Source organism: Leucobacter sp. NPDC077196, from assembly GCF_040687075.1.
Taxonomy (GTDB): domain Bacteria; phylum Actinomycetota; class Actinomycetes; order Actinomycetales; family Microbacteriaceae; genus Leucobacter.
The window spans coordinates 337,458-357,536 of sequence record NZ_JBFBML010000001.1 but is presented as its reverse complement, the minus strand read 5'-3'; the positions used below and the strand labels follow the sequence as shown (position 1 = coordinate 357,536).

Below are 20,079 nucleotides of genomic sequence, written 5' to 3'. Positions count from 1 at the left end.
CGCCCCTTCTACAGCGCAGCCGTGAAGATGTCGATGGAGCCCGACTTCAGCGTGACAATGGCGCGCTTCGTGTCCTTGCGCTTGCCCAGACCGAACTTCGTGCGGCGGGACTTGCCCTTACGGGTCAGCGTGCGGACCTTGGCGACCTTCACATTGAAGACCTCCTCGACGGCGAGCTTGATCTCGGTCTTGTTCGACTCCGGCTGCACCTCGAAGGTGTACTGGCCATTGGCGTCGATGAGACCGTAGCTCTTCTCCGAGACGATCGGGCGGATGATGACGTCGTGTGCGGACTTGTTCAAGCTCACTTCGTGTCCTCCTGAGCGGCACGGCCATCGACGAACGCGTCGAAGGCGGCCTTGGTGAAGACGAGATCGTCGCTGACGACCACGTCGTAGGCGTTGAGCTGATCCTGGAACAGCACGTGAACGTGCGCCAGGTTGCGAACGCTGAGCGCCGTCAACTCATCTTCACGGGTGATGACCACGAGCACGCGCTTACCCGGCGCGACCGACGCGAGAAACTCGCGAGCAGCCTTCGTGCTGGGCTTGTCGGCGATGCCGAACGTCTCGACGACGTGCAGACGGTTCGCGCGGGCGCGATCCGACAGCAGGCCGCGAAGCGCAGCAGCGATCATCTTCTTGGGAGTGCGCTGAGCGTAGTCGCGCGGCACGGGACCGTGCACGACGCCGCCGCCGCGGTGCTCAGGAGCACGAACCGAACCCTGACGAGCGCGGCCGGTGCCCTTCTGCTTGAACGGCTTCACACCCGAACCGGAGACCTCGCCGCGGTTCTTGGTCTTGTGCGTACCCTGACGCGCAGCTGCGAGCTGAGCGGTGACCACCTGGTGGATCAGCGGGATGTTGGGGTCGACACCGAAGATGGTCTCGGGAAGGTCAACCGACCCGGCCTTCTTGCCCTGAGCGTCGAACACCTCGAGCTTGGTAGCGGTAGCCATGAACTACGCCCCCTTCACTGCGTTGCGAACGAATACGAGACGACCGCGCGCTCCGGGAACTGCACCCTTGACCAGGATGAGGCCCTTCTCGGCGTCGACCGCCTGAACGGTGAGGTTCTGCACAGTGACGCGCTCGCCACCCATGCGACCCGGCATCCGCTGACCCTTGAAGACGCGGCCGGGAGTGGCTGCGCCACCGATCGAGCCGGGCTTGCGGTGGTTGCGGTGCGCGCCGTGCGACGCGCCAACGCCCTTGAAGTTGTGACGCTTCATGGCGCCGGCGAAGCCCTTGCCCTTGGAAGTGCCGACGACGTCGATCATCTGACCGGCCTCGAAGGTGCCATCAACGGTGAGCTCCTGGCCGAGTGCGTACTCCGACGCATCGGAGGTGCGAACCTCGGTGAGGTGACGGCGCGGCGTGACGCCGGCCTTCTCGAAGTGACCTGCGGTCGGCTTGTTCACCTTGCGGGGGTCGATCTGACCGGCGGCGATCTGCACGGCGCTGTAGCCGTCGACCTCTGCGGTGCGGATCTGGGTGACGACGTTCGGTGCCACCTCGATGACGGTGACGGGAACGACGTTGCCGTTCTCGTCCCATACCTGCGTCATACCGAGCTTGGTGCCCAGAAGACCCTTCACGTTACGTACTACTGACATGTCCGGATCCCCCCTTAGAGCTTGATCTCGATGTTGACGTCGGCAGGCAGGTCGAGACGCATGAGCGAATCGACAGCCTTCGGGGTGGGATCGACGATGTCGATCAGACGCTTGTGCGTGCGCTTCTCGAAGTGCTCGCGGCTGTCCTTGTACTTGTGGGGCGAACGGATCACTGCGATCACGTTCTTCTCCGTCGGGAGCGGCACGGGGCCGATCACGGTCGCACCCGCGCGGGTCACCGTGTCGACAATCTTGCGTGCGGAGCTGTCGATAACCTCGTGGTCATACGACTTCAGTCGGATGCGGATCTTCTGTCCCGCCATGTGACTCTCTACTTTCTACTTGCGTCGTACCGCTCCCCCGAAGGATCGCGGCATTGGACGTCTTACGTACCAGCGCCCTGGCTGCAGCGCTTACGCGCTTCGTGCTGGGTCTCTGTTCACCTGTCAAAACCGACCGGCCCGTATGGACGGGCGAGGCGGCCCCGCGCGCACGAAAGCGGCCGGACTCATGTCTGGCCGCCCAATGGCGTGCAGGTCTCGTTCGCTACCCGCGGCCTAACCAGAACCCCGAGCGAGCGGGGCGGTTATGCACTGCCTGGCAGTGATCCGCACCGAAGCGCGGAGTACTGAACCTGTCTATTCTCGCACGAGGATCGACACCGTGCAACCCGGGCGTGTCGCGATACTCAGGCGCGGCACGGAAGGAGTCTGGGCAGCAGCAGATAGAGCACCAGCACGACGAGGCCCGCGGCGAAGAGCGCGATGGCGCCCGCGGTACTAGTGAAGATTGACACGAGGCCGAGGATCGAGGTTGCGAGCGTCGCGCCGGCGGTGATCGCCGACGCCTGCACGTGGGTGTACCCGAGTTGCTGGATGCGCTGGTACGTGTGCTCCTTGTGCGGTTCGTCCCAGCGACGCCCGGCCCTCACGCGCTTCACGAGCGTCACCGCGACGTCGCCGAAGTAAATCACCATCGGCCCGATCGTGGCCAGCAGCGGCACTCCCGCTACCAGAGCGGCAAAGCTCGTGATCGCGGTTGCACCGCCGAGCAGATAGCTTCCGACATCGCCGAGAAAGGCGCCCGGCTTTGTCAGGTTCCACGGCAGGAAGCCCGCAAAGCCCGCAGCGAGCACGAGCCCGGCCACCAGCAGCCAAGGCAGTCCGACGAACCAGCCCGCGGCCGCGAAAGCACCTCCGGCGATCACGCCGTGGAACCCACTGATGCCGTTCAGCCCGTCCATGAAGTTGGCGACGTTGATGTAACTCGAGATGAACAGCACTGCGTAGATCGCCAGTGGCACGGCGATCCAGAGCGGAAACGCTGCGCTCCCCCCGATGAACGCGAACGAGGCGCTGCCCCCGCCGATCGCCGGCGCCAGCGAGACACCGGGCTGTGCCGACAGCAGCAATGTCACCGCAGCTCCGAGCGCAATCGCCAACAGGAGCGCGCTCCGCACCGCAACGCTGAGCCCTTTGAGATCCTCCGCGAGCCCGAGTAAGCCGGCGCAGAGCGAACCGATCACCACGATGAGCAGCATCAGCCATCCCGGCGGCGCTTCCGAACCACCCGCGAGCGCGACGACCGCGATACCCCCGGCCAACAGCATCGCGATGAGCACGGCCAGTCCCAGACCTCGCAGCACGGGGCGCTCGTGCGACGAGCGCTCATTGGGCACATCCATGATGCCCAGGCGAATCAGGAGCGGACGCACCGCGAACGGAAGCAGAACGCTCCCGACGAGCGCGATGCCGCCTGTGAGCCAGCCGATCGCGATCGCGCTCACCGCACTCGCTCCTCGGCAGCGGCTGTGAGATCCATTCGCGCAACCCATCCCTCGTGATCGAGCACCGCAGGCGAAATCGCATCGACGCGAGCGTGGGAGATCTTCGGATGGTAGGGACGCTCATCTCCTTCGCCCTCGCCGACGAGCTCCTCGTGCAGCTTCTCGCCGTGCCGGAGTCCGGTGAAGACGATGTCGACGTCGCGGCCGGACTGCGCGATCATGCGCTTCGCCACGTCGAGAATGCTCACGGGTTCACCCATGTCGAGGATCAGCACTTCGCCAGGGCGCCCGATGCCGCCCGCCTGCACCACCAACTGGCATGCCTCGGGAATGGTCATGAAGAAACGCGTCACGTTCGGGTGTGTGACTGTGACGGGGCCACCCGCATCGATGAGCTTGCGGAAGGTCGGGAGCATCGATCCTCGGCTGCCGATCACGTTGCCGAATCGCACCGAGAGATAGCGCTGGCCCGTGTGCTCGGCCATCCACGCCGTGAGCTTCTCGGCTACGCGCTTCGAATGCCCGAGCACGCTGGTAGGGTTCGCCGCCTTATCCGTCGAGATGTTGACGAAGGTTCCCACTTCTGCCGCCTGAGCGGCGCGCAGCACGTTGAGCGTTCCCAGCACGTTGGTCTTCCACGCCTCATCGGGATACTGCTCGAGCATGGGCAGATGCTTCAGCGCCGCGGCGTGAAACACCACTTCGGGTCGGCGCTCGCGGAAGAGACGCTCGAGGGCTCCCGCGTCGCGGATGTCGGCGAGCACAACGTCGTTGGTATCGAGCAACCCGTGACCGCTGATCGAAAGCTGCGTCTCCTGCAACGCTGTCTCGTCGCGGTCGAGCATGATGAGTTCGCGCGGCGCGAATCGCGCGAGCTGCCGGCAGAGCTCAGATCCGATCGACCCACCCGCTCCGGTGACGAGTACTCGGCGATCCTGAAGGTACGAGGCGATCGATTCGGTTTCGAGTCGCACCGGGTGACGACCGATCAGATCCTCGATCGAGAGCTGACGAACATCAGAGATCACGGAGTTGTTGCGCAGGATCTGGTCGAGAGGCGGCAGCACCATCGCGGTCATGCCTGCCCGATTCGCTGCTTCGTCCACTTGGCGCATCAGGGCGGCGTCGGCGTCGCCGATGCACACAATCAGTTTCGTGGCTCGGGTCATTCGAGCGACTTCGCCCAGATCATCGAAGCCCCCCAGGACCCGCACACCGCGCACCTCCTGGCGTCGCTTCTTGGGGTCGTCATCGATGAATCCCACCGGAAGTGCCGACCCTTTCGCGTCGGTCAACAGGCGCTTGGCGGTCTGCACGCCCAGATACCCCGCCCCGTAGAGCAGCGTGCGCTCCGCCTCGGACCCGGGCATCATCTGACGCTCGTGGTACAGGCGCACCACATATCGGGCAACGCCCATGAGGCTGAACGTAATCGGTGCCGCGATGAACAGCGTGCTGCGCGGGATGCCGTTTCCGTATCCGACGAGGTACGCGAACATCCACGCGACGACCATCACCGCGGTGATGTCGAGCACCAGCACCCGCACCTCGTCGAAGCTGCCGACCTGGTAGCGGTTGCGGTAGAGAGAGAACAGCCAGCCGGCGATCAGCTGCAGCACGGCTGTGATACCGATGACGACGAGGGTCCACCCCCAGTGAATCCGCATCAGGTTGAAGTCGAAGCGCAGCACCAGCGCTGCGAGGATTCCGACGCCCCAAGCCGCTGCATCGGCGAAGAAGAGCACGCCGTACTGCCGAGCGAAGTGGGCGATGCGGCCCGCGGCGGACTGCGGCACGTGGGCTCCCTTCGTTCGGCCGAGTCGGTTGACGTCGGGCGTGGATCAGCTTCGAGAATACCGCGACGTGTCTGCGTGAAAGCGGAGGCCGCGCGCAGACACTCGGGAAACGGCAGAACCCCCGGGGACGGATCCCCGGGGGTTCTGGTACTCGGCCGTCAGGCCATGAGTACGGGTGGTGCTACGAGACTTACTCGACGACCTTGGTCACCGTGCCGGCGCCGACGGTGCGGCCACCCTCACGGATTGCGAAGCCGAGGCCCTCTTCCATAGCGATCGGCTGGATCAGCTCGACCGACATGTCCGTGGTGTCGCCGGGCATAACCATCGGCTTGTCCTCGGGAAGGGTGATGACACCGGTCACGTCAGTCGTACGGAAGTAGAACTGCGGACGGTAGTTCGTCTCGAACGGGTTGTGGCGGCCGCCCTCATCCTTCTTCAGGATGTAAGCGGTGCCGTCGAACTTGGTGTGCGGGGTGATCGAGCCCGGGGCCACGACGACCTGGCCGCGCTCGACGTCCTCACGCTTGGTGCCGCGGAGCAGCAGGCCACAGTTCTCGCCGGCCCATGCCTCGTCGAGCTGCTTGTGGAACATCTCGATGCCGGTGACGGTGGTCTTCTGCGTCGGACGCAGACCCACGATCTCGACCTCGGAGTTGATCTTCAGCGTGCCGCGCTCGGCGCGACCCGTAACGACGGTTCCACGACCGGTGATCGTGAAGACGTCCTCGACGGGCATCAGGAACGGCTTGTCCTTGTCACGCACGGGATCGGGGATGCTCGCATCTACGGCTTCCATGAGCTCGACGATCGCGTCGACCCACTTCTCGGTGCCCTGGAGCGCCTCGTAGCCCGACACGCGGACGACGGGGACGTCGTCTCCCGGGTAACCCTGCTTGGAGAGCTCCTCGCGGACCTCCATCTCGACGAGCTCGAGGATCTCCTCGTCGTCGACCATGTCGCTCTTGTTGAGGGCGACCATCAGGTAAGGAACGCCGACCTGCTTGGCGAGCAGGATGTGCTCCTTGGTCTGCGCCATCATGCCGTCGGTCGCTGCAACCACGAGGATTGCGCCGTCCATCTGCGCCGCGCCGGTGATCATGTTCTTGATGTAGTCAGCGTGACCGGGGGCATCGACGTGAGCGTAGTGACGCTTGTCGGTCTCGTACTCAACGTGCGAGATGTTGATGGTGATGCCGCGCTGGCGCTCCTCGGGAGCCGAGTCGATCGTGTCGAAGTCGCGCTGCACGTTCACGTCTGACGGGAACTTGTCGGCGAGGGTCTTCGAGATCGCCGCGGTAAGAGTCGTCTTACCGTGGTCGACGTGACCGATCGTTCCGATGTTTACGTGCGGCTTGGTCCGCTCGAACTTGGCCTTCGCCACTATGGTCCTCCTCAGGACGTCGAGTACCGTTTTCCTCCGACGGTTTCGGAGGACACGAATACGGGGTTGGTGTCACTATGTTACAAGCTCAGCGCTGTGATCGCGACCTGAGCGGTTCGGTCGGCGGAGATGCGCAGCACCACCGCCGACCGGCGGGCGGAGTTACTCGCCCTTGGCCTTCTGGATGATCTCCTCAGAAACGGCCTTCGGAACCTCGGCGTACGAGTCGAAGGTCATCGAGAACACGGCGCGGCCACTGGTCTTGGACCGGAGGTCGCCGATGTACCCGAACATCTCGGAAAGCGGAACCAGGGCACGAACGACCTTCACGCCGCTCGCATCCTCCATCGACTGGATCTGACCACGACGCGAGTTCAGGTCGCCGATGACGTCGCCCATGTACTCCTCGGGAGTACGCACCTCGACCGCCATGAGCGGCTCCAGCAGTACGGGCTGAGCCAGACGCGCGGCCTCCTTGAACGCCATCGAACCGGCGATCTTGAACGCCATCTCCGAGGAGTCGACGTCGTGGTACTGGCCATCGAGCAGCTGCGCGCGAACGTTGACGACGGGGAATCCGGCAAGGATGCCGTACTGCATGGCATCCTGGATGCCCGCGTCGACGGACGGGATGTACTCGCGCGGCACACGGCCACCGGTGACCTTGTCCTCGAAGAGGTACACCTTGTCTTCTTCGTTCTCGAGCGGAGCGAGCGAGATCTGCACCTTGGCGAACTGACCCGAACCACCGGTCTGCTTCTTGTGAGTGTAGTCGTACTTCGGCACCTCGCGACGAATTGTCTCGCGGTACGCGACCTGGGGCTTGCCCACGTTCGCCTCGACGTTGAACTCGCGCTTCATGCGATCCACGAGGATGTCGAGGTGAAGCTCGCCCATGCCGGCGATCACGGTCTGGCCGGTCTCGGCGTTGAGGCTCACGCGGAACGTGGGGTCCTCTTCGGCGAGCTTCTGGATCGCGACGCCGAGCTTCTCCTGGTCGCTCTTCGTCTTCGGCTCGATAGCAACCTCGATGACGGGCTCGGGGAACGTCATCGACTCGAGGACGACCTGGTTCGACGAATCCGACAGCGTATCGCCCGTGGTCGTGTCCTTCAGACCGATCACAGCGTAGATGTTGCCGGCATTGAGATCGGTAACCGGGATCTCCTTGTTGGCGTGCATCTGGAAGATCTTGCCGATGCGCTCCTTCTTGCCCTTGGTCGAGTTGACGACCTGGGTGCCGGAGGGGATGCTTCCCGAGTACACGCGCACGTAGGTCAGACGACCGAAGAACGGGTGCACGGCGATCTTGAAGGCGAGCGCGGAGAAGGGCTCGTCCGAGGACGGCCTGCGCTCGATGACAATCGACTCGTCGCGGGGATCGTGCGCTTCGATCGCACCCACGTCGAGCGGGTTCGGAAGGAAGTCGACGACCGCGTCGAGCATCGGCTGGATGCCGCGGTTCTTGAACGCCGAGCCGCAGTACACGGGGTAGATCTCGTTGTTCACGACGAGCTTGCGGATACCCGACTTGATCTCGTCGATGCTGAGCTCTTCGCCCGCGAAGTACTTCTCGAGCAGGGCGTCGTCGGCCTCTGCGACTGCCTCGACGAGCTGAGCGCGGTATTCCACGGCCTTGGCCTGCAGATCCGCGGGGATCTCCTGAGTCTCGTAGGCGGCGCCCAGCGAGACGTCGCCCTTCGAATCGCCCTCCCAGACGAATGCCTTCATTGAGAGCAGATCGACGACGCCGATGAAGTCGGACTCGGCGCCGATGGGCAGCTGCATGACGAGCGGCTTCGCACCGAGGCGGCTGACGATGGTGTCGACGGTGAAGTAGAAGTCGGCTCCCATCTTGTCCATCTTGTTGACGAAGCAGATGCGGGGAACGCCGTACTTGTCCGCCTGGCGCCAGACGGTCTCGGACTGGGGCTCAACGCCCTCCTTGCCGTCGAATACTGCGACGGCGCCGTCGAGCACGCGGAGCGAGCGCTCCACCTCGACGGTGAAGTCGACGTGGCCCGGCGTATCGATGATGTTGATCTGGTTCTTGTTCCAGAAGCACGTGACGGCGGCGCTGGTAATGGTGATACCGCGCTCCTTCTCCTGCTCCATCCAGTCGGTCGTCGAAGCACCGTCGTGCGTCTCACCCAGCTTGTGGTTCACACCCGTGTAGAACAGGATGCGCTCGGTGGTGGTGGTCTTGCCGGCATCGATGTGAGCCATGATGCCGATGTTGCGGACCTTACTCAGGTCGGTGAGCACGTCTTGTGCCACAGGGTTCTCCTCCGGGGTGGGGGTGAGGTATCGGGAGATGTCGACTCGGCTGCCGAACTGCGCCGTCCAAGTCGCGGGGCGAGGCCCCGAGTGCGGCGGGCCGATGCGCATGCGCGCCGGCCCGCCGCCAGGGTTCTACCAGCGGTAGTGAGCGAACGCGCGGTTCGACTCGGCCATCTTGTGCGTGTCCTCACGACGCTTCACCGCGGCGCCGAGGCCGTTGGAAGCGTCGAGAATCTCGTTCGTGAGGCGGTCGGTCATCGAGTTCTCACGACGAGCCTTCGCGTAGCTGGTGAGCCAGCGGAGTGCGAGCGTGTTCGCACGGTGAGGCTTGACCTCGACGGGCACCTGGTAGGTGCTGCCGCCAACACGACGCGAACGGACCTCGAGCGTGGGGCGCACGTTGTCGAGCGCCTTCTTGAGAACCGTCACTGCGTCTTGACCGGACTTCTCGGCAACGGTCTCGAGTGCACCGTAGACGATGCGCTCGGCGAGACCCTTCTTGCCGTCGAGGAGGATCTTGTTGACGAGCTGGCTGACTACGGGCGAGCCGTAGACGGGATCAGCGACGACAGGGCGCTTGGGAGCGGGACCTTTACGGGGCATTACTTCACCTTCTTTGCACCGTAGCGGCTACGAGCCTGCTGGCGATCCTTGACCGCCTGCGTGTCGAGCGCGCCGCGCACGATCTTGTAACGAACACCGGGGAGATCCTTGACGCGGCCGCCGCGCACGAGCACCAACGAGTGCTCCTGCAGGTTGTGGCCCTCGCCGGGAATGTAGGCGGTCACCTCGGTGCCGTTGCGGAGCTTCACACGGGCAACCTTGCGCATTGCCGAGTTGGGCTTCTTCGGAGTGGTGGTGTACACACGAGTGCATACGCCAGCCTGCTGCGGGTTCGCCTTCAGAGCGGGCGCTTTGGTCTTAGTGACCTTCGGCGACCGGCCCTTGCGAACCAACTGCTGAATGGTAGGCAATAGTTCTCCTCATTTGTCCTGCACGGTGACAGGAATGCTTCAATGGATGAGCATGTGCGACCGCTTGCGCGAGCGCTGACCTGCTGTTCCGCCTGAGCGGAACCGAGTGCAGGTATGCCGTGGGGGCCCACTTCTCTCGAAGCGTCCGACCCTGCGGCGCAGTCCCCCGATTTCACCGTGCAGGCACGACTGAATCGGTGGAACACACCAGCACATAACTATACGCGCACAAACCGGCTTTGGCAATGACGGAGCGACTCGCGTCAGCGCGGCGGCTCGAGGTTTCGACTCAGATCGTCGAGCATGCTCTGGACCTGCGGTTCGACGAAACGATGAACGGCGCTTTCGATGCGTGAGCGATGTGCAAGGAGCGCGAAGCACACCTCGCGCCCGGCCGATTCGGCTTGAGCATCGGCGAGCTCGATCTCCCGCCGCAATCGGAGCTTCTCCTCTGCGCTGAGCGGCGGCCTCGGCAGCGGAGGCGCTGGCCGCGACTCCTCGGCGAGCCCGGCAAGCGTGAAGAGAAACGGCTGCTCATCATCCCCGGGCTCGGGATCGGGGTCGATGCCATCGAACTCGGGCTCGAGCCCGCTCGCCGGATCGTATCCGCCCGCTTCCCAGAGTTCGGCCCCCTGCAGCTCGGCGTGCAGCGTCGGTAGCCGCGTCTCAGTGAACTCGTCGACCCGCTTGTCGATGATGCGCTGCAGCCGCGACACGAGAGCGTGCACCACCTGGTGCGGCACGTCGGCCGAGAGGCCTGCTGCCGCCAGGATCGGCGATCCGGTGCATCGACGGCACACCCGTGAGCGGCCCCGATGCGTACCCGGCGTCCACCGCGGCACCCATCTCAACCAGGAGTCGACCGCGGCGTCGACCCGATCCTCCATGCTGCCCGCCACGATCAGTCGCTCTCCTCGTCGCGCTCCCATGGCCACCGCGGTGTCGGGCGATCGGTGTAGACCCGCCGCGCCAGCACGGCCCAGAACACCAACGCTGCGGCAACCCAGATGACTGAGAGCGCGGCAGCGAAGGGGCTGAGCCAGGTCTCTTCGACCGGCATTCCGGCGAGCATCCCCAACGCCCCCCACCATAAGTAGATCCCGGCGGCCACGGCGACGAGCGATGACCATGCCGGTTCGCGCCTGCCCTGCAGCAGCGTGATCGCCTGCCGCCAGAGCATCATGGCGAGCAGCGCGAGCCCGCCGAAGACCACCAGTGGTGCGATCCAGGATGCAACGCCCTCGGTGGCCACCGGGTCGCGATCGAGCAGCAGCGCGAGCCCGCCCCACACGGCGACGAGCAACGCGACCGCCGTGATGATCGCCGCTCCGATGAGACTCGCGACATAGCCGCGGGTCACTCCGCGACGCGGCTCCGAAATCATGCCCGAGCGGCGGCCTTCGACTCTGCGAGCGAGGCTTCGTATTCCGCGAGTTCGCGCGCATTGCGCAGCTTCACGCGACGACCGCGGCCACCGATCCACGCTCCGAACCACACGGTCGCCTCGCGGGCGACGAGCGCTGCTCCGAGCGCGGGAACCGTGAGCCCGAATCGCGTGACCAGCGTCTGCAGGTCGCCCGACCAGCCCCGCGATCCCCCGAGCATCTCCCGCGGGCTCTCGAACGGCGTGCCGAAGTACGCGAGCCCGAGCGTGACGGAGATCCACACGAGCGCGGCGACGAAGAACCCGCCGAGCACGTACGCCCACCAGCCAGCGCGCCCGACGATGAGCACTACAATGACGAGGCCGACGAAGAACGCGACGGCTGCAGCGATGATCGGCCACGAGGTCAACCAGGGAACGAGCCCCTCGGTCAAGAAGGTGGACGGCGGGAACATCGGCGAGAGCCAGAGCGCGAGCACGCCGGTGAGCACCGCCGCGAATCCGATCGTCGCCACGATCGCGATGAGTACGCCGGCACCGCGATTGCCCTTGATGTCGGGCGGCATCGGCGTCTGCACGTAGAGGCCCGCCATCGGGTGATCTGAGCTGATGCGGATCTCTCCGTCTCGCTCCGGGGTCGAAGTCTCGCCCGCCGCAGTCGGCAGATCGTCGAGCGCCGGCAGCGCCGCGGTCTCCTCCCGCGTCAGCGTGGCGGGCGCAGGGGTACGCCCCGTCGGCGGCTCCATATCCAACTGGGTATCGACGAGCGACGCCTCCTCGCGGCGAACGCGCTCGGCGTCTTCCGGTGTCGTGGACAGAAGCTCGGGATCGTCGCTGGCCACGCCGGCACGCGCAGCGTCCCGAGACCCGAGCTCGGTCACCGCATCGTCGTCGACGCCCGAGGCGCGCGACCGCTGCACGGCACGGAGCACCTCCGTGCGGCTCGCCTCGGTCTCCTCGACCGGAGCCCCCGGGTTGGCGGCGGTCTCGGGTGCTTCCGCCGCTCTCGACGCGGATCCCTCGCGCTCGTCGCTCATCGCTTCACCTCTCGTAGCGGATCGAAATGCCCGGCGCAGAATTCGCACCGGACACGATCATGTGCGGCAACAGTACAAGCTCAGGCCGCGAACGCACGCTTCCCGCGCCGTGATGCGAGAAGACGGGGAAGACAAAAACGGGCGCCCGCACCCGAAGGTGCGAGCGCCCGTTGCGCCGGCTCAGCAGACTAGCTGTAGTTGCCCGGGTTGAATTCGTCAGCCGTGAAGCTGTCGAAGTCGACGAACGAGAGGTCGTTCTCGTCGAAGGTGCCCTCGGTCGCGAAGAGGCGGTTCGGGTAACGCTCCGCCTTCGCCTCCTCGGTCGCAGCCACATCGACGTCGCGGTACACACCCAGTCCCGTACCAGCCGGGATGAGCTTGCCGATGATCACGTTCTCCTTGAGGCCGATGAGCGGATCGCGCGATCCCTCCATCGCCGCCTGGGTCAGCACGCGGGTCGTCTCCTGGAAGGAGGCGGCCGACAGCCACGACTCGGTCGCCAGCGATGCCTTGGTGATACCCATGACCTCGGGGCGGGCGGTCGCAGCGCGCTTCGTGTCGAGCAGTGCCTCGCGGTTGATCCGCTGGTACCGCGCGCGGTCGACGAGCTCGCCCGGAAGCAGCTCGGTCTCGCCGTGATCGACGACGGTGACCTTGCGCAGCATCTGACGCACGATGACCTCGATGTGCTTATCGTGGATCGGCACGCCCTGCGAGCGGTACACGCCCTGAACGCCCTCGACGAGGTACTTCTGCACCGCGCGCTCGCCCGGGATGTGCTTGCCGCCCTCAGTGGAGCCGACCTGCAGAATATCCTTCGGGTCGAGCGTTCCGGCGAGGAAGGGCTGGCCGAGTTCGACGTGGTCGCCGTCTTCCACCAGCAGCGTGGCGCGCTTCAGCACGGGGTACGCCTTCTCCTCGGTGCCGTCATCCGGCGTGAGCAGGATGCGACGGCTCTTCTCGGAGTCGTCGATGACGACGCGACCCGCGGCCTCCGCGATCGGCGACGCACCCTTGGGGGTACGCGCCTCGAAGAGCTCCTGCACGCGGGGCAGACCCTGCGTGATGTCGTCTGCCGAGGCCGAACCACCGGTGTGGAAGGTACGCATGGTCAACTGCGTGCCGGGCTCGCCGATCGACTGGGCCGCGATGATGCCGACGGCCTCGCCGATGTCGACGCGCTGGCCGGTCGCGAGCGACCGTCCGTAGCAGGTCGCGCACACGCCGACTGCCGACTCGCAGGTGAGCACGGAGCGCACCTTGATCTCGGTCACGCCGCCCGCGACGAGCTTCTCGATGAGCACGTCGCCCACGTCCTCGCCCGCCTGAGCCACGACTGCGCCCTCGCCGTTCACTGCGTCAGCGGCGAGCGTGCGAGCGTAGACCGAGTTCTCGACGTTCTCGTCGCCCACGAGTACGCCGTTGGCGTCGGGGGCGGCGATCGGCAGGTCGAGTCCACGACGAGTGCCGCAGTCCTCTTCGCGAATGATGACGTCCTGAGACACATCCACCAGACGACGGGTCAGGTATCCCGAGTCGGCGGTGCGGAGCGCCGTATCGGCGAGACCCTTGCGCGCACCGTGGGTTGCGATGAAGTACTCCGCCACCGACAGGCCCTCGCGGTACGAGTTGATGATCGGGCGCGGGATGATCTCACCCTTCGGGTTCGACACCAGACCGCGCATGCCGGCGATGTTGCGGATCTGCAGCCAGTTGCCACGAGCACCCGACGACACCATGCGGTAGATGGTGTTGTCCTCGGGGAACTGCTCGCGCATCGCCGCAGCGACCTCGTCCGTCGCCTCGGTCCAGATCTCGGTCAGCGCCTTCTTTCGCTCGCTGTCCTGGATCATGCCGCGCTCATAGTCGCGCTCGACCTTCGCCGCGCGCTTCTCGTGCTCGGCGATGATCTCACCCTTGTTGGAGGGCGTCACCACGTCGGAGAGCGAGACGGTCACACCGGAGCGCGAAGCCCAGTGGAAGCCCGCGTCCTTGATGCGGTCGAGCGTCGCCGCGACCTCCACCTTGGGGTAGCGCTCGGCGAGATCGTTGACCAGGCTCGAGAGCGTGCCCTTGTCGGCGACGCGCTCGAAGTACGCGTAGTCGACCGGAAGTGCTTCGTTGAAGATCGCTCGTCCGAGCGAGGTCTCCACGAGCACCGGCTTCTCCGACGTCACGCCGTTCTCGTCGGTGTACCCGATGAGACGGATCTTGACGAGCGCGCCAAGGTCGAGGGTGCCCTCGTCCATGGCCAGGATCGCCTCGGCGATCGAGCCGAACGCACGGCCCGTTCCGATGGAATCGCGCTTGATCGTCGTCAGGTGGTGCAGGCCGATGATCATGTCCTGTGATGGCAGGGTCACCGGGCGGCCGTCGGACGGCTTCAGGATGTTGTTGGACGCGAGCATGAGCACGCGCGCCTCGGCCTGAGCCTCGACCGAGAGCGGCAGGTGCACGGCCATCTGATCACCGTCGAAGTCCGCGTTGAACGCGGCGCACACGAGCGGGTGCAGCTGGATCGCCTTGCCCTCGACGAGCTGCGGCTCGAACGCCTGAATGCCCAGGCGGTGGAGCGTCGGCGCGCGGTTGAGCAGCACGGGGCGCTCGCGGATGATCTCCTCGAGCACATCCCAGACCTCGGAACGCGCGCGCTCGACCATGCGCTTCGCGGCCTTCACGTTCTGCGCGTGCGACAGATCCATGAGGCGCTTGATGACGAACGGCTTGAACAGCTCGAGTGCCATCTGCTTGGGCAGACCGCACTGGTGCAGCTTGAGCTGCGGGCCGACGACGATGACCGAACGGCCCGAGTAGTCGACGCGCTTGCCGAGCAGGTTCTGACGGAAGCGACCCTGCTTGCCCTTGAGCATGTCGCTCAACGACTTGAGGGCGCGGTTGCCGGTGCCCGTGACGGGGCGACCGCGGCGGCCGTTGTCGAACAGTGCGTCGACGGCCTCCTGCAGCATGCGCTTCTCGTTGTTCACGATGATCTCGGGTGCGCCGAGATCGAGCAGGCGACGCAGGCGGTTGTTGCGGTTGATCACGCGACGGTAGAGGTCGTTGAGGTCGGAGGTCGCGAAGCGGCCGCCGTCGAGCTGCACCATCGGGCGAAGCTCGGGCGGGATCACGGGAACGACATCGAGCACCATCGCGGCAGGGCTTGCACCCGTCTGCAGGAAGGAGCTCACCACCTTGAGGCGCTTGATCGCACGGATTTTCTTCTGGCCCTTGCCCTCGGCGATCTGCAGGTGCAGGGTCTCCGATTCGGCGGCCAGGTCGAAGGATTCGAGACGCTTCTTGATCGCCTCGGCGCCCATGTAGGCCTCGAAGTAATCGCCGTAGCGATCCTGCAGGTCCGCGAAGACCGCATCCTCGGGCTTGAGGTCGCCGACCTTGAGGTTGCGGAAGTCCTCCCACACGCGCTGCAGACGAGCGATGTCGTCGTCGAAGCCCTTGCGGATGGCAGTCATTTCCTTCTCGGCCGAGGCCTCGGCGCGACGGCGCTGATCGGCCTTCGCCCCTTCGGCTTCGAGCGCGGCGAGGTCGGATTCCGCCTGCTGCTGGCGCTGCGCGATCGAGATGTCGCGCTGATCCTCGAGCGCCTTCAGCTCGAGACGCAGCTCGGCTTCCAGTTCGCCCAGGTCCTCGTGACGGCCCTCTTCATCGATGTCGATGATCATGTACGCCGCGAAGTAGATGACCTTCTCGAGGTCTTTCGGCGCCATGTCGAGCAGGTAGCCGAGACGCGACGGCACACCCTTGAAGTACCAGATGTGCGTCACGGGCGCGGCGAGCTCGATGTGGCCCATGCGCTCGCGACGAACGCTGGACTTCGTCACCTCGACGCCGCAGCGCTCGCAGACGATGCCCTTGTAGCGGACGCGCTTGTACTTGCCGCACGCGCACTCCCAGTCGCGGCTCGGCCCGAAGATCTGCTCGCCGAACAGACCATCCTTCTCGGGCTTCAGCGTGCGGTAGTTGATGGTCTCCGGCTTCTTGACCTCGCCGAACGACCAGCTGCGGATGTCTTCAGCCGTGGCGAGACGGATCTGCAGCTCGTTGAAACTCGTACCCTCGAGCAAAATGTTCTCCTTGGGGATTTCAGTAAAAGTGAAGGTTACGCCGGCTTAGATCTCGTCGATCGACGAAGATTCGAAGCGGGTGGAGAGATTGATGCCGAGCTCTTCCGCAGTGCGGTGCGCCTCGTCGTCGTTGTCGCGCAGGTTGACGGCATTGCCTTCAGCGTTGAGCACCTCGACGTTCAGGCAGAGCGACTGCATCTCCTTCATGAGCACTCGGAAGGACTCGGGTACGCCGGGCTCGGGAATGTTCTCCCCGCGCACGATCGCCTCGTACACCTTCACGCGACCCAGGATGTCGTCAGACTTCACCGTGAGCAGCTCCTGCAGCGCGTATGCGGCGCCGTAGGCCTCGAGCGCCCACACTTCCATCTCACCGAAGCGCTGTCCGCCGAACTGCGCCTTACCGCCCAGGGGCTGCTGGGTGATCATGGAGTAGGGGCCGGTCGAGCGCGCGTGGATCTTGTCGTCCACGAGGTGGTGCAGCTTCAGGATGTACATGTAGCCGACCGAGATCGGGTACGGGTACGGTTCTCCGGAGCGACCGTCGAACAGGCGCGTCTTGCCCGAGGAATCGATGAGGCGATCCCCGTCGCGAGTGACGAGCGTTGAGTCGAGCAGCCCGGCGATCTCGGCCTCGGATGCGCCGTCGAACACCGGGGTTGCGACCTTGGTGTTCGGTGCGGCCTCGAGCGCCTGCTGGGAGAGCTTGGCGGCCCACTCGGGCGTGCCTTCGACCTTCCAGCCCTGCTTGGCGATCCAGCCGAGGTGCACTTCGAGCACCTGTCCGAAGTTCATTCGGCCAGGGATGCCCAGGGGGTTCAGGATCACGTCGACCGGCGTGCCGTCCTCGAGGAACGGCATGTCTTCGATCGGGAGGATCTTCGAGATGACGCCCTTGTTGCCGTGACGGCCCGCGAGCTTGTCGCCCTCGGTGATCTTGCGCTTCTGCGCGATGTAGACGACCACGCGCTGGTTGACGCCCGAGCCGAGCTCGTCGTCGTTGTCGTTCTCGGCATCGAAGACCTTGACCGACGTGACGGTGCCCGAGACGCCGTGCGGCACCTTGAGCGACGTGTCGCGCACCTCACGGCTCTTCTCGTTGAAGATCGCACGGAGCAGGCGCTCCTCGGCCGAGAGCTCGGTCTCGCCCTTCGGTGTGACCTTGCCGACGAGGATGTCGCCGGGCGTGACCTCGGCGCCGATGCGGATGATGCCGCGCTCGTCGAGGTCCTTCAGCGCCTCCATGCTGGCGTTGGGGAGGTCACGGGTGATCTCCTCCTTGCCGAGCTTGGTGTCGCGGGCATCGACGTCGTACTCCTCGATGTGGATCGAGGAGAGCGTGTCGTCCTTCACCAGGTTCTGGCTGAGGATGATCGCGTCCTCGAAGTTGTGACCCTCCCACGACATGAACGCCACGAGCAGGTTCTTGCCGAGCGCGAGCTCGCCGTTCTCCGTCGCGGGGCCGTCGGCGATGACCTCGCCGGCCTCGATGCGCTCGCCGGCCTTGACGATGACGCGGTGGTTGTAGTTCGTGCCCTGGTTCGAGCGGTCGAACTTGCGCATGAAGTAGCTCTTCGTGCCGCCCTCATCCTCTTGGATGGTGACGAAGTCCGCAGAGACCTCGTCGACGACGCCCGACTTCGCCGCGGTGATGACGTCACCCGCGTCGATGGCTGCGTAGCCCTCCATACCGGTACCGACCACGGGCGATTCGCTGCGCACCAGCGGAACGGCCTGACGCTGCATGTTCGCACCCATCAGGGCGCGGTTCGCATCGTCGTGCTCGAGGAACGGGATCAGCGACGTGGCGACCGACACCATCTGGCGGGGCGAGACGTCCATGTAGCCGACGCGCTCGGCGTCGACCATGATGACCTCTGAGCCGCGGGGGCGCGCGAGCACCTGCTTCTCGGCGAACGTGCCGTCCTGCGTGAGCGGAGCGCCGGCCTGCGCGATGAGGTACTCGTCCTCTTCGTGCGCGGTGAGGTAATCGACCTGGTCGGTGACCTTGCCGTCGACGACGCGACGGTAGGGGGTCTCGATGAAGCCAAAGGCGTTAATGCGCGCGAAGGTTGCGAGCGCGCCGATCAGGCCGATGTTCGGGCCTTCCGGCGTCTCGATCGGGCACATGCGGCCGTAGTGCGACGGGTGCACGTCTCGCACCTCGACGCCGGCGCGGTCGCGGGAGAGACCGCCGGGGCCGAGCGCGGAGAGACGGCGCTTGTTCGTCAGGCCAGCGAGCGGGTTGTTCTGATCCATGAACTGCGACAGCTGCGACGTTCCGAAGAACTCCTTGATCGCGGCCAGCACGGGCCGGGTGTTGATCAGGGTGTTCGGCGTGATCGCCTCGATGTCCTGCGTCGTCATGCGCTCGCGCACGACGCGCTCCATGCGGCTGAGACCGGTGCGCACCTGGTTCTGGATCAGCTCGCCGACGGCGCGGATGCGGCGGTTGCCGAAGTGATCGATGTCGTCGGTCTCGAGACGCAGGTCGACCGGCTTGCCCTCGCGGGTGCCGGGGAGCTTCTCGGTGCCGGCGTGCAGGCCCACCAGGTACTTGATCGTGGCGACGATGTCTTCGAGCGACAGCACCGAATCGGTGATGGGAGCGTCGACGCCGAGCTTGCGGTTGATCTTGTAGCGACCGACCTTCGCGAGGTCGTAGCGCTTCGAGTTGAAGTAGCTGTTGTCGAGCAGGGCGCGTGCTGCCTCGATGGCCACCTGCTCGCCCGGACGCTGCTTGCGGTAGATGTCCTTGAGCGCTTCTTCCTGGGTGACGATCGCGTCCTTCTCCAGGGTGAGCGCGATCGACTCGTAGCCGGCGAACTCCTCGAGGATCTCCTCGCTGGTCATACCGAGCGCCTTCAAGAAGACGGTGACCGACTGCTTGCGCTTGCGGTCGATGCGCACGCCGACCTGGTCGCGCTTGTCGACCTCGAACTCGAGCCATGCTCCACGACTCGGAATCACGCGTGCGGTGAAGACGTCCTTATCGCTGGTCTTCTCCTGGGCGCGCTCGAAGTAGACACCGGGGCTGCGCACGAGCTGCGAGACGATGACGCGCTCGGTGCCGTTGATGATGAAGGTGCCCTTGCCGGTCATGATGGGGAAATCGCCCATGTAGACCGTCTGGCTCTTCAGCACCTGAGTCTCGGTGTTGTAGAACGCCGCCTCGACGTACAGCGGCGCGGCGTAAGTCTTGCCGCGCTCCTTGCACTCCTCGATGGTGAACTTCTGCTCATCGAGAATCGGGTTCTCGAACGAGAGCTGCATCGTTCCGGCGTTGTCTTCGATCGGCGAGATCTCATCGAAGATCTCTTCGAGGCCGCTCTTCAGCGCGATGTCATCGCGCCCCTGAGCTTGCGCCTCGACGACACGCGACTTCCACGTGTCGTTACCGACGAGCCAGTCGAAGCTCTCGAGCTGCAGTGCCAGCAGGTTCGGCACCGACAGCGTGTCGGAAATCTTAGCGAAGGAGAGCCGCTGGTGATCGCGGCCGTTCTTCGGGTTCTGGGTGGACGATGCGTTGCGCGCAGCAGCCAAGGAAACTACCTCCGTGGGCCCCGTCGGGCCGGTTGACCTGGTCTTGCGAGAATTGCTTCAGGATCACGCCATCGAGGCTCATCTGCGCTTTCGCGCCAGCTCCCGGGGCCTACCGATATATGCAGGCACACTGGTGTCCGTAGTGCAACTGTCAACTGTAACAGCATCGTTACCCCGTGTCCAGTACGGAGATGCCGA

The 20,079-nt window shown here is 65.1% G+C and carries 15 protein-coding genes; all 15 read right to left on the bottom strand.

Features of this window, described 5'->3' with window-relative positions; translation table 11 throughout:
• Window positions 1–8 precede the first annotated feature (8 nt).
• Complete coding sequence (rplW, locus tag AB0O71_RS01695; RefSeq protein ID WP_010156396.1) at window positions 9–308, bottom strand: 50S ribosomal protein L23; 300 nt, start codon at window positions 306–308, stop codon at window positions 9–11.
• A complete protein-coding gene (gene rplD, locus AB0O71_RS01690; protein ID WP_010156395.1) occupies window positions 305–958 on the bottom strand; it encodes a 50S ribosomal protein L4 in 654 nt (217 codons plus the stop codon). The genes rplW and rplD overlap by 4 nt, the downstream gene beginning before the upstream one ends.
• 3 nt (window positions 959–961) lie before the next feature.
• Window positions 962–1,615 (bottom strand): 50S ribosomal protein L3, encoded by a 654-nt coding sequence (gene rplC / locus AB0O71_RS01685; protein WP_363741149.1) that lies wholly within the window; start codon window positions 1,613–1,615, stop codon window positions 962–964.
• Between the two features lie 14 nt (window positions 1,616–1,629).
• Window positions 1,630–1,938, bottom strand: a complete 309-nt coding sequence (gene rpsJ, locus AB0O71_RS01680) for a 30S ribosomal protein S10 (RefSeq protein ID WP_010156393.1) — start codon at window positions 1,936–1,938, stop codon at window positions 1,630–1,632.
• A gap of 365 nt (window positions 1,939–2,303) precedes the next feature.
• Window positions 2,304–3,401, bottom strand: coding sequence for a UDP-phosphate alpha-N-acetyl-D-fucosaminephosphotransferase (locus tag AB0O71_RS01675; RefSeq protein WP_363741146.1), 1,098 nt, complete (start codon window positions 3,399–3,401; stop codon window positions 2,304–2,306).
• Window positions 3,398–5,197, bottom strand: coding sequence for a nucleoside-diphosphate sugar epimerase/dehydratase (locus AB0O71_RS01670; protein ID WP_363741144.1), 1,800 nt, complete (start codon window positions 5,195–5,197; stop codon window positions 3,398–3,400). Before AB0O71_RS01670 ends, AB0O71_RS01675 begins: the two co-directional genes overlap by 4 nt.
• Window positions 5,198–5,387: 190 nt before the next feature.
• Complete coding sequence (gene tuf / locus AB0O71_RS01665) at window positions 5,388–6,581, bottom strand: elongation factor Tu (RefSeq protein WP_363741142.1); 1,194 nt, start codon at window positions 6,579–6,581, stop codon at window positions 5,388–5,390.
• Between the two features lie 162 nt (window positions 6,582–6,743).
• Window positions 6,744–8,858 (bottom strand): elongation factor G, encoded by a 2,115-nt coding sequence (gene fusA / locus AB0O71_RS01660; protein ID WP_363741140.1) that lies wholly within the window; start codon window positions 8,856–8,858, stop codon window positions 6,744–6,746.
• 135 nt (window positions 8,859–8,993) lie between these two features.
• Window positions 8,994–9,464: a 30S ribosomal protein S7 gene (rpsG, locus tag AB0O71_RS01655; RefSeq protein ID WP_010156386.1), complete on the bottom strand. Its 471-nt coding sequence runs from the start codon at window positions 9,462–9,464 to the stop codon at window positions 8,994–8,996.
• Window positions 9,464–9,835 carry a 30S ribosomal protein S12 gene (gene rpsL, locus AB0O71_RS01650; protein WP_010156385.1) on the bottom strand — a complete coding sequence of 124 codons (372 nt, stop codon included), beginning with the start codon at window positions 9,833–9,835 and terminating at the stop codon, window positions 9,464–9,466. Before rpsL ends, rpsG begins: the two co-directional genes overlap by 1 nt.
• 263 nt (window positions 9,836–10,098) lie before the next feature.
• Window positions 10,099–10,734, bottom strand: a complete 636-nt coding sequence (locus tag AB0O71_RS01645) for a spermidine/putrescine ABC transporter substrate-binding protein (protein ID WP_363741136.1) — start codon at window positions 10,732–10,734, stop codon at window positions 10,099–10,101.
• 2 nt (window positions 10,735–10,736) lie between these two features.
• Window positions 10,737–11,219, bottom strand: coding sequence for a hypothetical protein (locus AB0O71_RS01640; RefSeq protein WP_363741134.1), 483 nt, complete (start codon window positions 11,217–11,219; stop codon window positions 10,737–10,739).
• Window positions 11,216–12,256 carry a hypothetical protein gene (locus AB0O71_RS01635; protein WP_363741132.1) on the bottom strand — a complete coding sequence of 347 codons (1,041 nt, stop codon included), beginning with the start codon at window positions 12,254–12,256 and terminating at the stop codon, window positions 11,216–11,218. Before AB0O71_RS01635 ends, AB0O71_RS01640 begins: the two co-directional genes overlap by 4 nt.
• Before the next feature lie 188 nt (window positions 12,257–12,444).
• Entirely contained in the window at window positions 12,445–16,338 is a 3,894-nt protein-coding gene (locus AB0O71_RS01630; RefSeq protein ID WP_363741130.1) for a DNA-directed RNA polymerase subunit beta', read from the bottom strand.
• A 45-nt stretch (window positions 16,339–16,383) separates the two neighbouring features.
• Entirely contained in the window at window positions 16,384–19,881 is a 3,498-nt protein-coding gene (locus AB0O71_RS01625; RefSeq protein ID WP_363741128.1) for a DNA-directed RNA polymerase subunit beta, read from the bottom strand.
• Between the last annotated feature and the right edge of the window lie 198 nt (window positions 19,882–20,079).

Excerpts from the sequence above, each read along its gene's own strand:
- AB0O71_RS01635 (WP_363741132.1), bottom strand. The coding sequence starts at position 12,256 with ATGAGCGACGAGCGCGAGGGATCCGCGTCGAGAGCGGCGGAAGCACCC.
- rplC (WP_363741149.1), bottom strand. The coding sequence starts at position 1,615 with ATGTCAGTAGTACGTAACGTGAAGGGTCTTCTGGGCACCAAGCTCGGT.
- rpsJ (WP_010156393.1), bottom strand. The coding sequence starts at position 1,938 with ATGGCGGGACAGAAGATCCGCATCCGACTGAAGTCGTATGACCACGAG.
- rplD (WP_010156395.1), bottom strand. The coding sequence starts at position 958 with ATGGCTACCGCTACCAAGCTCGAGGTGTTCGACGCTCAGGGCAAGAAG.
- rpsG (WP_010156386.1), bottom strand. The coding sequence starts at position 9,464 with ATGCCCCGTAAAGGTCCCGCTCCCAAGCGCCCTGTCGTCGCTGATCCC.
- AB0O71_RS01640 (WP_363741134.1), bottom strand. The coding sequence starts at position 11,219 with ATGATTTCGGAGCCGCGTCGCGGAGTGACCCGCGGCTATGTCGCGAGT.